The sequence below is a fragment of the Rhizobium laguerreae genome (assembly GCF_002008165.1).
GTDB lineage: Bacteria > Pseudomonadota > Alphaproteobacteria > Rhizobiales > Rhizobiaceae > Rhizobium > Rhizobium laguerreae.
The window spans coordinates 753,131-765,025 of record NZ_MRDM01000014.1; the positions used below are offsets into that span (position 1 = coordinate 753,131).

At 60.9% G+C, this 11,895-nt stretch carries 14 protein-coding genes; 10 read left to right on the top strand and 4 right to left on the bottom strand.

Annotation, left to right across the window (positions count from 1 at the left end):
* Positions 1–9 precede the first annotated feature (9 nt).
* Positions 10–1,053, top strand: coding sequence for a DUF2278 family protein (locus BS630_RS19550; RefSeq protein ID WP_077978708.1), 1,044 nt, complete (start codon positions 10–12; stop codon positions 1,051–1,053).
* Between the two features lie 303 nt (positions 1,054–1,356).
* Here BS630_RS19550 and BS630_RS19555 read toward each other — a convergent pair whose 3' ends face one another.
* A complete protein-coding gene (locus tag BS630_RS19555) occupies positions 1,357–2,577 on the bottom strand; it encodes an aminotransferase-like domain-containing protein (RefSeq protein ID WP_077978709.1) in 1,221 nt (406 codons plus the stop codon).
* Positions 2,578–2,782: 205 nt separating this feature from the next.
* On the opposite strand from BS630_RS19555, the gene BS630_RS19560 reads away from it, so the two are divergent.
* The 6 genes from BS630_RS19560 (at position 2,783) to BS630_RS19585 (ending at position 6,078) form a co-directional block, all read left to right on the top strand.
* Positions 2,783–3,883 (top strand): branched-chain amino acid aminotransferase, encoded by a 1,101-nt coding sequence (locus BS630_RS19560; RefSeq protein ID WP_077978710.1) that lies wholly within the window; start codon positions 2,783–2,785, stop codon positions 3,881–3,883.
* Positions 3,884–4,228: 345 nt separating this feature from the next.
* Complete coding sequence (locus tag BS630_RS19565) at positions 4,229–4,438, top strand: AbrB/MazE/SpoVT family DNA-binding domain-containing protein (RefSeq protein ID WP_017961195.1); 210 nt, start codon at positions 4,229–4,231, stop codon at positions 4,436–4,438.
* On the top strand, positions 4,438–4,815 hold the full coding sequence (locus tag BS630_RS19570) for a type II toxin-antitoxin system VapC family toxin (RefSeq protein ID WP_077978711.1): 378 nt from the start codon (positions 4,438–4,440) through the stop codon (positions 4,813–4,815). The genes BS630_RS19565 and BS630_RS19570 overlap by 1 nt, the downstream gene beginning before the upstream one ends.
* 118 nt (positions 4,816–4,933) lie before the next feature.
* Positions 4,934–5,185 (top strand): ribbon-helix-helix domain-containing protein, encoded by a 252-nt coding sequence (locus tag BS630_RS19575; protein WP_026158760.1) that lies wholly within the window; start codon positions 4,934–4,936, stop codon positions 5,183–5,185.
* Positions 5,169–5,504, top strand: coding sequence for a type II toxin-antitoxin system RelE/ParE family toxin (locus BS630_RS19580; protein ID WP_011652706.1), 336 nt, complete (start codon positions 5,169–5,171; stop codon positions 5,502–5,504). The genes BS630_RS19575 and BS630_RS19580 overlap by 17 nt, the downstream gene beginning before the upstream one ends.
* Positions 5,494–6,078 carry a class I SAM-dependent methyltransferase gene (locus BS630_RS19585; RefSeq protein WP_077978712.1) on the top strand — a complete coding sequence of 195 codons (585 nt, stop codon included), beginning with the start codon at positions 5,494–5,496 and terminating at the stop codon, positions 6,076–6,078. Before BS630_RS19580 ends, BS630_RS19585 begins: the two co-directional genes overlap by 11 nt.
* A 355-nt stretch (positions 6,079–6,433) precedes the next feature.
* On the opposite strand, the gene BS630_RS19590 is transcribed toward BS630_RS19585, so the two are convergent.
* Positions 6,434–8,428 (bottom strand): PhoX family protein, encoded by a 1,995-nt coding sequence (locus tag BS630_RS19590; protein ID WP_077978713.1) that lies wholly within the window; start codon positions 8,426–8,428, stop codon positions 6,434–6,436.
* Positions 8,429–8,696: 268 nt separating this feature from the next.
* Here BS630_RS19590 and BS630_RS19595 point away from each other — a divergent pair, with 268 nt between their 5' ends.
* Entirely contained in the window at positions 8,697–8,981 is a 285-nt protein-coding gene (locus tag BS630_RS19595) for a hypothetical protein (RefSeq protein ID WP_077978714.1), read from the top strand.
* Between the two features lie 115 nt (positions 8,982–9,096).
* On the opposite strand, the gene ilvC is transcribed toward BS630_RS19595, so the two are convergent.
* Positions 9,097–10,116 carry a ketol-acid reductoisomerase gene (gene ilvC, locus BS630_RS19600; protein ID WP_003560822.1) on the bottom strand — a complete coding sequence of 340 codons (1,020 nt, stop codon included), beginning with the start codon at positions 10,114–10,116 and terminating at the stop codon, positions 9,097–9,099.
* 49 nt (positions 10,117–10,165) lie between these two features.
* The gene (locus tag BS630_RS19605) at positions 10,166–10,831 is read right to left on the bottom strand and encodes a TetR/AcrR family transcriptional regulator (protein WP_183594423.1); all 666 of its coding nucleotides are present in this window, start codon (positions 10,829–10,831) and stop codon (positions 10,166–10,168) included.
* Positions 10,832–11,002: 171 nt separating this feature from the next.
* Here BS630_RS19605 and BS630_RS19610 point away from each other — a divergent pair, with 171 nt between their 5' ends.
* Together BS630_RS19610 and BS630_RS19615 are read left to right on the top strand one after the other, a co-directional pair.
* Positions 11,003–11,461 carry a hypothetical protein gene (locus tag BS630_RS19610; protein WP_077978715.1) on the top strand — a complete coding sequence of 153 codons (459 nt, stop codon included), beginning with the start codon at positions 11,003–11,005 and terminating at the stop codon, positions 11,459–11,461.
* A gap of 22 nt (positions 11,462–11,483) precedes the next feature.
* Positions 11,484–11,849 (top strand): DUF4087 domain-containing protein, encoded by a 366-nt coding sequence (locus tag BS630_RS19615; protein ID WP_077978716.1) that lies wholly within the window; start codon positions 11,484–11,486, stop codon positions 11,847–11,849.
* The last annotated feature ends 46 nt before the right edge of the window (positions 11,850–11,895 follow it).

The following is an 11,895-nucleotide window of genomic DNA, read 5'->3' on the forward strand; positions in this document are numbered from 1 at the left end:
AGGGTTTCCATGCTGAAGAACTACAAAGTCCTGAAGGGTACGGCGAGCGCACTCGCCCTTGATGACGACAACGATCCCCATATCGAGATCCGCATCGAGGCGGACGGCGTCAGCTACCGCATCGCGCTGAACGTCCGCTCGAAGATGTCACCGCACGACCTCCTCTACGCCAATATCGTCGATTTCAAGCATCCGGCACTGACGGACGCGCTCGAAGCCCTGCCGATGGGCCTGACCGACATCCGCAAGGACCGTCCGGAGCTTGCGATCGACTACGTCAGCGGCGGGCTGATCGAGCGCGAGGACATGAATGTCGCGCCCTTCCAGCTTTCCGGCCCGAAGAACGATCTTCGGGAATTCATCGAACCGATCGTCGAGGAAGGCATTGCCGATCCCGACATCCATTTCTATGCCTTCGGCGAGGCCTGGGGCCCCGAGCATAACAAGCCCGACCAATATTTCGATTTCGAGCCTGGCAACGGCATCCACGACATCCACATGAACCAGGGCGACGGCGGCAGCTTCAAGGCCACCAATGGGCCGAACCAGGACGGCGCGCTGCTCGTCCATTTCAACGATACCGACGAGTGGGCGGCGATCTTCCTCTGCTTCCAGTCCCAGAACTGGAACACCGATGCGGCGACCGGCCATCCCGTTTCGGAGAACCGCGGCGGCCAGGGCCGCGGCGAAGGCACACGCCGGCCGCAGCCGATCGTCGCCTCGTCGCTGCGCATCGTCGCCGCGCTGATCAACCCGGTCAACGGCGAAGGCGGCACCGAGGCCGAAACGGTGACGATCATCAACCGCTCCGACATGGAGGCATCGCTCGAAGGCTGGAAGCTGGAGGACGAAAACGGCAGAACCCAGACGCTGTCGGGATCGCTTAGCGCAGGCGAGCTGCGCACCATAGCGCTCGATGCCGCAGCCGGCGGCCCGCAGCTTGCCAACCGGGGCGGCGACATCATCCTGCGCAATGCCGACGGCGCCGTCGCCGATCGGGTCGGTTACGGCAAGAGCGAGACGGCGAACGAAGGCTGGACGACGATCTTCTGATCGGCGCCCTGCCTGCTGTTTTGCAAAACGGGAAGTCCAGGGAGCTGCATGGCATATCCCACATGTTGCCCTTCGCTTGCGCTCCGTGCATTCGCGGCTCTGCCGCTCACCCCCTCAACCGGCTGCCGCCACCTTCTCCCCGCTGGGGAGAAGAGATTTGTGGCGACGCCTCGCCTCCTCGAAAGCGTTCGTTATGGAAGCAAGAGCTTACGGCTTGCTTCTTCTTCTCCCCAGCGGGGAGAAGGTGGCCTGAAGGGTCGGATGAAGGGCCGCACGGCACGCCCTCTCCTCAACCTCTCACGCTCAGCTACCGATCTCGGCCGAGATCAGCGCGCTCAGGCGGCCTATGCCGTCTTCGATCATCTGCTCGTTGGCGCAGGAGAAGCTGAGGCGGAAGGTGTTGGCGCCGGAACCATCGGCGAAGAACGCCTTGCCGGGCACGAACGCGACCTTGGCGGTTTCGAGCGATTTCGCCAGCAACTTGGCGCCGTCCATGCCCTCCGGCAGCGTGATCCAGATGAACATGCCGCCCTCCGGCTTCGTCCAGCTGGTGCCTTCCGGCATGTATTTCTCAAGTGCGGTCAGCATGCAGTCGCGGCGTTGGCTATAGGCGCCCTTGATCTTGGCGACCTGCGCATCGAAGCCGCGCTCGGCGACATCTGATATCGCCATCTGGTTGATCGTCGAAGAATGCAGGTCGGCCGCCTGCTTCATCAGCACCAGCTTGCGGATGACGGGCGCATTGGCGACGATGAAGCCGACGCGAAGGCCGGGCGCCAGCGTCTTCGAGAAGCTGCCGCAATAGATCGTGCGCGTATCGTTGATATGGCCCTTCTCGGCGATCTCCAGCGCCAGGATCGGCGGGATCGGATCGCCGTCGTAACGCAGCGACTGGTAGGCCGCATCCTCGATGACGGCGATGTCGAGATCTTCCGCCAGCGCCAGGACCTTCTTGCGGCCGTCAAGATCGATGGTCTCGCCGGTCGGATTGGAGAAGTCAGTGGAGAGATAGGCGAACTTTACCTTGCCGCCGGCAGTGGAAGCGGACGCACGGTAGGACTCGGGCGTCCGGTTGCCGTTCGGCGTCAGCTGGTCGTAGAACGGTTCATAGGCATTGAAGGCCTGCAGCGCGCCGAGATAGGTCGGCCATGTCACGAGTGCGGTGTCATCAGGCGACAGGAAGAGTTTGCCGAGATAGTCGAGGCCCTGCTGCGAACCGGACACGATGAAAACGTTGTCGAGTTCGCAGGGGATGGCGAGAGCCGCCATCTGCCCGACCAGCCATTCGCGCAGCGGCTTGTAGCCTTCGCTGACCGAATATTGCAGCGCCGAGTTGACGGCGGCGCCGTCGAAGATATCGGCATAGGCCTGCTTGAATTCCTGATCGGGAAAGAGCGCCGGATCCGGAATGCCGCCGGCAAATGAGATGATGTCCGGCCGGTCGAGAAGCTTCAAGAGCTCACGGATCTCGGATGCGCGCATGCGCGACGAGCGCGACGCAAACATGGTGTCCCAGTTCAGCATGGAGTTTCCTCATATTTTCTATACCGCCGACAAACCATGCCGCCGGAATTATGTCAATAATACTGACCTATTTTCTTGTCATGGTGACAAGAAAGCGATGATTCCTCTGATCGATGCCGAAACCGGCTGATTCAGGCCTTTCCAAGACCAGCCCGGCGGCGGTAGTGTCGCCGCCACTATTCAATGTACTATCAAGGTGCCAGCAATGACCGCGACGACGACCTCTCCTGAAATCAAAATCGAACTCCACAAGTCTCCCGTCTCGGACGCCGATCGCATCCAGGCACTGGAGACGCCCGGCTTCGGCAAGGTCTTCACGGATCATATGGTCCTGGCACGATGGACTGCCGACAAGGGTTGGCACGATGCGAAGGTTACGCCGAGGCGTCCTCTGGAGCTCGATCCTGCGAGCGCCGTGCTGCACTATGCTCAGGAAATTTTCGAAGGCATGAAAGCCTACAAGGCAGACGATGGCCGGATTCTACTCTTTCGACCAGAAGAGAACGCCCGCCGCTTCGCGCAATCGGCGATCCGCATGGCTATGCCTCCTGTGCCCGAAGAACTCTTTCTGAAGGCAGTCGAAGAACTGGTCCGCGTTGACAAGGCCTGGATTCCATCCGGCGACGCCAGCCTCTACCTTCGCCCCTTCATGTTCGCCAACGAGGCGTTCCTGGGCGTTCGTCCGGCTCAGGAATATGTCTTCTGCATCATCGCCTCTCCGGTCGGCGCCTACTTCAAAGGCGGAGCGAAGGCGGTCTCCCTATGGGTCGAGACCGAATACACCCGTGCTGCCGCCGGTGGCACCGGTGCTGCAAAATGCGGCGGAAACTACGCAGCCAGCCTCGTGGCGCAAGCGGAAGCCGCGAAGAAGGATTGCGATCAGGTCGTCTTCCTTGATGCAGCCGAGCATCGCTGGGTCGAGGAACTCGGCGGCATGAACGTCTTCTTCGTCATGAATGACGGATCGGTGGTCACCCCGCCTCTTGGCGGCACGATCCTGCCGGGTATCACCCGGGCCTCGGTGATCGTGCTCGCCGAAGAAAAGGGCTTGCGCGTCGAGCAGCGTCCGTACTCCTTCGAAGAATGGCGGCAGGACGCAACCAGCGGCAAGCTCGTCGAAGCCTTCGCTTGCGGCACTGCCGCGGTCCTGGCGGGCATCGGCCTGGTTCGACATGCCGGCGGCGAGTTTCTGGTCGGAGACGGACAGACCGGTAAGTTGACCAGCGAACTGCGCCAGCAACTCGTCAGTCTGCAGAAGGGCGTAACCAACGATGAGCGCGGCTGGACGCGCCTTATCCCGGCTTGAACTCCGGACGCGTCACGCAACGGCGGCGTCAACACCGACTTGGTGGGCGCCGCTCTCCGCCTCGCTTGCAAAGCCGCCGGGCTGGCGATCTATTCCGCCCGCGTCCAAGTTCGTTTCGACCTGCACGATACTCTATGTATGTTCTTCGAGCCGACAGCCATTAAGCAATCCGCGGACCTCTTTCGAAACCGAGCGCCGCCCGGTTTTTTTGGCCGAGTCAGCGGGGAAAACCGTCGTCAACTTCCCATTTGGCGACCGAAATAGCAGCAACGCCAAAAACGATTCCCCATTGACCGACGCCAAGTGAATTCTTACTATCCACTAATCGATAGAGGAAAGGTAAGAATGGCAACAGCAACCCTCTCTACAAAATTCCAGATCTCCATTCCCAAGGAAGTGCGCGAACAACAGCACTGGTCAGCGGGACAGGAATTCGTGTTCATACCCAAAGGCAAAGGCGTATTGCTGATGCCGGTCCCGACGCTTGCTGATCTTCGCGGCATTGCCGAAGGCGCAGACAAGAAAAATTACCGCGACCGGAACGACCGTTTCTGATGCGCGTGGTCGACAGCTCCGCATGGATAGAATGGCTGACGAAAAGTGCTGCCGGAACCCGGCTGCAGGCCGAAATCCCGGAACGCGATCAATGTATCGTTCCGACGATCGTGCAGCTCGAGCTTTCCAAATGGCTGGCACGAGAAAAGGACGAGGAAGCCGTCGACAGCTTCATCGCCTATACCGCGACATGCATGGTTGTTGCGCTCGACACGACGCTTGCCCGCCGTGCCGCCGAAGTATCGGCAACCCACAAACTCGCCACCGCCGATGCGATCATTTATGCGACCGCGGAGTGCCACGATGCCGATATCCTGACCTGCGACGCCCATTTCAAGGGTCTCGAACGCGTCATCTATATCGATAAAAAAGACTGATCCGCATGTGACCCAAGCCCTCGACGGCGCGGCACAACGCTTCTATCACAAATTGGGAAATGATAATCTGGCATCTGGAATGGCTGATAACCGGCATGTGCAGGCGGCACCGAATCCAATGGCGAAAATGACGATCTCGCTTCCGGATAATCTGGCGGAATACGTCGAAAACCGTGTCGCAAGCGGTAGATACAGCAGTGCCGACGCATTCCTGGCGGAGCTTGTTCTGAAGGATCAGCTCCATCATAAGCTTGACGATGAAGAACTGCGCAACATTCTGAGACAGGCTGAGGAAAGCGGGCCGAGCGAGCGACGCATTCCCGACATCCTGTCGGAAACGAAGGCAAAGCTGCGTGACAACCACCTATAGGCTGACCCGAACCGCGTACTCCGTGCTATCGGGCATCGACGAATATGCTTGCCTCAATTTCGGCGAGGCGCAGGCAGACGCCTATCTTCTCGACTGGGACAGGATTTTCGTGCTTCTTTCGCATGCTCCCTCCATGGGAGAAGAGTGCGACGAACTCGGCGCTGGCCTTCGCCGCCTCCTCCACATGCGCCACGTCGCTTTCTACCGGGTGACGTCGGAAGGGATTGTCGTCATTGACATCATCGACGCCGACCGGCTTCCTGAAAGACATCTCCAATCCAACCGACGCCCGCGATCGGCCGAACAGCATGCCTCTTGACCGCACCTCCGCCTTCTATGAGGAAAATGCCGAGACATACGCCAAGCGGGTGCGCAGCCTGCCGAAGCAGCTCGATGGCTTCCTCGCCGGGCTTGCGCCGGGTGCGGCAATCCTCGAGCTCGGCTGCGGCGGCGGGCAGGACAGCGCCTACATGCTAGCGCACGGTTTCGACGTGACGCCGACGGATGGCTCGACCGAGCTTGCAAGACAAGCGGAGGCGCTGATCGGCAGGCCGGTGAGGGTCATGCTGTTCCAGGAGCTCGACGCCGACAGCGCCTTCGACGGCGTCTGGGCGCATGCAAGCCTTCTCCATGTTCCAAGATCTGAGCTGCCCGACGTCTTCGCCCGCATCCGGCGCGCGCTGAGGACGGGCGGCATCATTCACGCGACCTTCAAGGCAGGGGAAGCGGAGGGCCATGACGGCTTCGGCCGCTATTACAACTATCCCTCTGCCGACGGACTGTTGGCGCTTCTGACAAAAGGCGGCTGGCGTGACATCACCATCGAGGAAAACGACGGCGGCGGTTATGACGGTGAGCCGACACGGTGGATCACGGTGATGGCGCATCGGTAGAGGCTGCTTGCTTTCCGGGCTGAGCGTCCATTCCCGGTTGAGATCATGATCTTATTCGTAGAGGCGGATTTCTCTGCAGTTGACGGAGGTCTATGTCTCGCTTTGCCCCGTCAATTTTTGCGGCTGCTATCTGAAATCCAAACCGTGCTTCAAGAAACCCTGCATCCATAGCAGGCTACTTCTCAATGGGTCGGGATGGCCTTGAGTTTCCCACCGATACGACGGCCACGCCCCGTGCTCAAAATGAGAGCTACATAACGCACATACGGGCGCGGCGACAGGCGGCCGGAAGATGGGCTCATCCACGGCCGCCAGAGGGCATTTACAGCGAGGTGGCAGCCTCCGTGTTCAACCGTCAGACGGCAATCTTGCCACCGCCAATCTTGGTGATGGCGACGACCGCAGGCCGCACTGGCATGTCGGGCTTGAAGTCCGGCCAGCGGGTCGAAAGGTCCTCGTAATAGGACGGGCGGCCATGGCCCCGCCAGTCCTCGCCGCCATCGGCGGGATGCTGCACGGCGACGAAGGCGGTCTCGTCGTCCGGCGTGAAAAGCGGGCCGCACATTTCGGCGCCGACCGGCACGCGGAAGAACAGCTTCGAAGTGGCGCGCGCCGCCCCTTCCGTATCGACGGCCCACAGACCGTCGGTGCGGCCGGTGGCCTTGTTGTTGTTGCCGTCGGTCGAAACCCAGAGGCGGCCGGCAGCATCGACGGCGCAGTTGTCGGGCATGCCGAACCAGCCGTTCTTGGTCGTTTCGGTGGAGAAGGTCGCACCGACGGCCGCAACCGAGGGATCGCCGCACTTCAGGAGCACTTCCCACTTGCCCGATGTGGCAGTGAAATCGCCGTCGTTTTCAGAGATCTCGATGATGTGGCCGAAGGCGTTTTCCGCGCGCGGATTTGCGGCATCCACCTGGTCGGCCTTGCGGCGGGTGTTGTTGGTCAGCATGACATAGACCTTGCCGTTGACGCTGTTCGGCTGGACGTCTTCCGGGCGGTCCATCTTGGTGGCGCCGAGCGCGTCACCGGCGCGACGACATTCGATCAGCACGTCAGCCTGGCTGGTGAAACCGTTTTCCGCCGTCAGCGGACCTTGGCCGAAGACCAGCGGCAGCCACTGCATGGTGCCGTCCTCGTTGAACTTGGCGACATGAAGCGTGCCGCTGTCGAGCAGGTTCATGTTGGCGGCGCGATCATTCGGGTTGAACGCTGCTGATGTCACGAACTTGTAGACGTAGTCGAAGCGCTCGTCGTCGCCGAGATAGAAGACGACCTTGCCGTTCTTGGCGACGATCGACTCGGCGCCCTCGTGTTTGGTGCGGCCGAGCGCGGTTCGCTTCTTCGGCGCCGACGTCGGGTCCATGACGTCGACCTCGACGATCCAGCCGAAACGGTTCGGCTCGTTCGGCTCCTTGGAAAGATCGAAGCGGTCGTAGAAATTGGCCCACTCGTAGGCGCCTTCCGGAACGCCATAACGCTTATAGTTCGGGGCTTCCTTGTGACCTTCCGGCAGCGCGCCGGAGAAATAGCCGTGGAAGTTCTCTTCGGCCATGATGTAGGTGCCCCAGGGCGTGACGCCGCCAGCGCAGTTGTTGATCGTGCCGATGGCGCGGGTGCCGGTCACGTCGGCACTGGTCTTCAAGCGGTCGTTTCCGGCGGCGGGGCCGGTAATTTCCATCGGCGTGTTGGCGGTGATGCGGCGATTATACTTGCCGTCGGCGACGACCTGCCACTTGCCACCCGTCTTGCGGATCTCGACGATAGTGCCGCCGTGGGCCGCCATCTCGACATCCACCTGCTCCTTGCTGAGCGCGCCCTGCTTGATCTTGCCGTCGACCACCTGGACGAGGCCGGGGAACATCAGGTGCGGGTTCGTGTATTCATGATTGACGACGAGCAGGCCGTGCTCGGACGAACCTTCGAGCGGAATGAAGCCGACATAATCGTTGTTGTAGCCGAACTGCTTGCTCTGTGCATCGGCCGTCTGCTTCGCCGGATCGAATTGCGGGGCACCCGGCAGCACGGCATCGCCCCAGCGCAGCAGAATATCGGCATCATAACCTTCAGCGATATGATGCTTGTCATCGACGCCGGCCTCCACTTCGGAGAAGTTGAAGGCAGAGCCTTTATTGTCTGCAGCGCGCGCCTCGTCCGCGCTCATCAGCGCGATCGGGCTTACCGTGGCTGCAATGGCGGAAACGGCAAGCGAGCCCTGCAGAAAACTGCGGCGTGAAAAACGCTTGCCGATGATTTCACCCATCGTCGGATTGGCGCTGGTGTTGTGGCCGTCACCATCCGCGTCTTCGAGCTGAGTCGTCGGGAAAATCCTCTGGGAAAGATGCTCGTTCATCCAATGCCTCCACGGTTAAAAACTGGTGTCAAATTGTCTTGTTTTAGATCCGCTCTAAACCTAAAGGCGCGATATTACGGTTTTGCGACAGGAACATCTTGGGGATGCTGTTCTTTCTCAGGCAGGAGCGACACGGCTCAACGAAGGCCAAGACCGGACGTTGCCGTAGTCGGCACGTTGCCTCCGCCCTATGATTCATACGTCATGAAGATGAGACAATGGATCGCTCGATGAGCTCTCCGACACGAATGAGGCTTTCGAGCTCGCCTTGACCGGTCCCTATGCCGGGTCTGCGACGCCTCAGGTCCCCCAGATGCGTGGCCATGCCACGATCCAGGGAGGCCTCCCCTGTAGCGGAGAAGCATCAAGCCTCGCCGCCTCGCAAGGCTTTAGCGAGCTGGACGACCCGGACGGCTGGATTGTTCTCGCACGGCTGCGCGCCGGCTCGGCAACGGGTCGCGTCTTTTGGGACGCCAGCGATCTCGTCATCATGGCTCCGGCCGCTGACGTTGCAGCCCGACGCTTCGACCATTGCGTGCTCTTGTCCGGCTAGTCCGATGCAAGCGGAAAGCCGCTACCGATGGCAACGGCTTGGCAGGACAACATGCACGGAGGATAACCGCAAAGCGCGCCGCATGAACCAGGTTCGATGCGGCGCGGAAAATCGCTTAGTTGACCGACTTATCGACCAGCTTGTTCTTGCCGATCCAGGGCATCATGCCGCGCAGCTTGGCGCCGACTTCTTCGATCGGGTGGCTGTCGTTCAGGCGGCGGATGCCCTTGAAGCGCGAGCCGCCGGCGCGGTATTCCTGCATCCAATCGGACGTGAACTTGCCGGTCTGGATGTCCTTGAGGACGCGCTTCATCTCGGCCTTGGTCTCGGCAGTGATGATGCGCGGACCGGAGACATATTCGCCCCACTCGGCCGTGTTGGAGATCGAGTAGTTCATGTTGGCGATGCCGCCTTCATAAATCAAGTCGACGATGAGCTTCACTTCGTGCAGGCACTCGAAATAGGCCATCTCGGGCGCGTAACCGGCTTCGGTGAGCGTTTCGAAACCGGCGCGGATGAGCTCGACGAGACCACCGCAGAGAACGACCTGTTCGCCGAAGAGGTCGGTTTCGCACTCCTCGCGGAAGTTGGTTTCGATAATGCCCGAACGGCCGCCGCCGACGCCACAGGCGTAGGAGAGAGCGAGTTCAAGCGCATTGCCCGAAGCGTTCTGATGAACGGCAACGAGGCAGGGAACGCCGCCGCCCTTCTGGTATTCGCCGCGAACCGTGTGGCCCGGGCCCTTCGGTGCGATCATGACGACGTCGACCGAAGCCTTCGGCTCGATGAGACCGAAGTGAACGTTGAGGCCGTGAGCAAAGGCGATGGCTGCGCCATCGCGGATGTTGCCGGCGATGTCGGCCTTGTAGATGTCGGCCTGCAATTCGTCCGGGGTCGCCATCATCATCAGGTCCGCCCAGGCGGCAGCTTCGGCAACCGTCATGACCTTGAAGCCATCGGCTTCGGCCTTCTTGACGGTCGGCGAACCGGCCTTGAGTGCGATGACGACGTTCTGAGCGCCGCTGTCCTTGAGGTTCAGCGCATGGGCACGGCCCTGCGAACCATAGCCGATGACGGCGACCTTCTTGGCCTTGATGAGGTTGAGATCGGCATCACGATCGTAATAGACGCGCATTTGAAGTTCCTTCCCTTTGCTTGTCTTGTTGACTGTCATTAAAGCGGAATCAGCCGAGAACCGGCATCTCCGCCAGAACCTTGTCCGTGCCATAAAGCCTGAGGAAGGCGGTGACCGCCCTCTCCGCCTGGCGTGCGGTATCCTTGAGGCCTGGTTCGCCGAGCAGCATGCGCACATGCAGGTCGGAGACAACAAGGCCGTAAAGCGTGTGATAAGCCTCGTCGGCATCGGCAAAACGCAGGAGCCCTGCCCTTTTGCCGGCATCGATCAGCGCCATGGCGCGCCGGTCGATCTGGCGACGGCCGCGCTCGAGCAGCAGTTTGCCGAGTTTCGATCCCTCGCGGTTCGACTGCCCGATCGCCAGCCGGTTGAGCGCCAGCGAGACGTCGCCGGCAAGCACCTCCAGCAGGTCACGCGCAAAAATGACGACATGGTCGTGCAGGCTCGCCGCCGTCAGCCGCTCGCCGTTGCGCTCGAAGGTGCGCACTTTGCTGGCCTGATAGGCGATCATCGCCGACAGCAGCCCGTCGCGATCACCGAACCACTTGTAGAGGCTTTCCTTCGAGCAATTGGCGGCGCGCGCCACGCCGGAAGTCGTCAGCGCCTTCTCGCCGCCATCGACGAGCAACTGCAGCGCCTGCTCCAGAACGGCGTTCTGGCGCGGCGAAAATTCGCTCGGCTCTGCGGTACCGACGGACACGGTCATGGCTCCCATATACGTACCGTACGGTACGGTTCGTGAGGTTTATGCGACAAACCGATCAGGTCGTCAAGAAGCCGCGACAGATTTTTTATACGGGAAAGCTGGATGAGACACCAGAATTGGATAGGCGCACTACATCGGGGACCGCATAATGCCGCACCACGCCATTTGCCGGAGCCTTCCATGCCGCGCCTGCCTGCAGCCCTTCTCCTCGCCGGAACGATGCTTCTGGGAACAGCGCTTCCGAGCACAGGCGCCTTCGCCCAGTCGGAAAACGAGGTCTATAACCGTATCGAGGAACTGCACGGCGATGCCGCGGGCTTCGACCGGCCGCTGCGCCAGCTTGTCAAGGCGATGCGCTCGAGCGACGCCGAGACCATCGCCGGCCTTGCCGAATACCCGCTGACGGTCAAGACCGATGGTAAGCCCTACGAAGTCGAGAGCGCCGAGGATTTCATCGACAATTTCGACGATCTCGTGACGCCGGAGACGCGCCGCGCCGTCGGACGCCAGCAATACGAGGATCTTTTCGTCAACAGCGACGGCGTCATGCTGGCCGGCGGCGCCGTCTGGATGGGCGCGGTCTGCGACGACAACGCCTGCGAGGCGAGCCATTGGGCGATCATCGCGATCAACAACTGACATTTGTCGTGGGGAAAAGGCAATGAGATACTGGATAGCCGCCGCGGTCATGACCACAGCTCTCGCCATCGCAGCAAACGCACAGGCCGCCGAAACGCGCTGCGGCTGGATCGAGAATCCGACGCCCGCCAACTGGTGGCTGGAGGACGCGGAGAACACCTGGACAATCATGACCCAGGGCGACGATGCCGGCGAGGTCGAAGGCATGGAGCTGATCTCCGACATCTCCGAACATGATTATGTCAAAACCAACGGCAATTATGGCTATGCCTGCGCCTGCATGAGTGTGGAAACGGATGGCAAGGATCGCATCACCCGCATCCTCTCCTTCCGTCAATTAAAGCTCGCCAAATGCCGTGCCGACAAGGCGTTGAAATTCCCCGGCTGACCAACCCATCGCCCGAATACCGGATGGCGGCCGCAGTCACGATCCA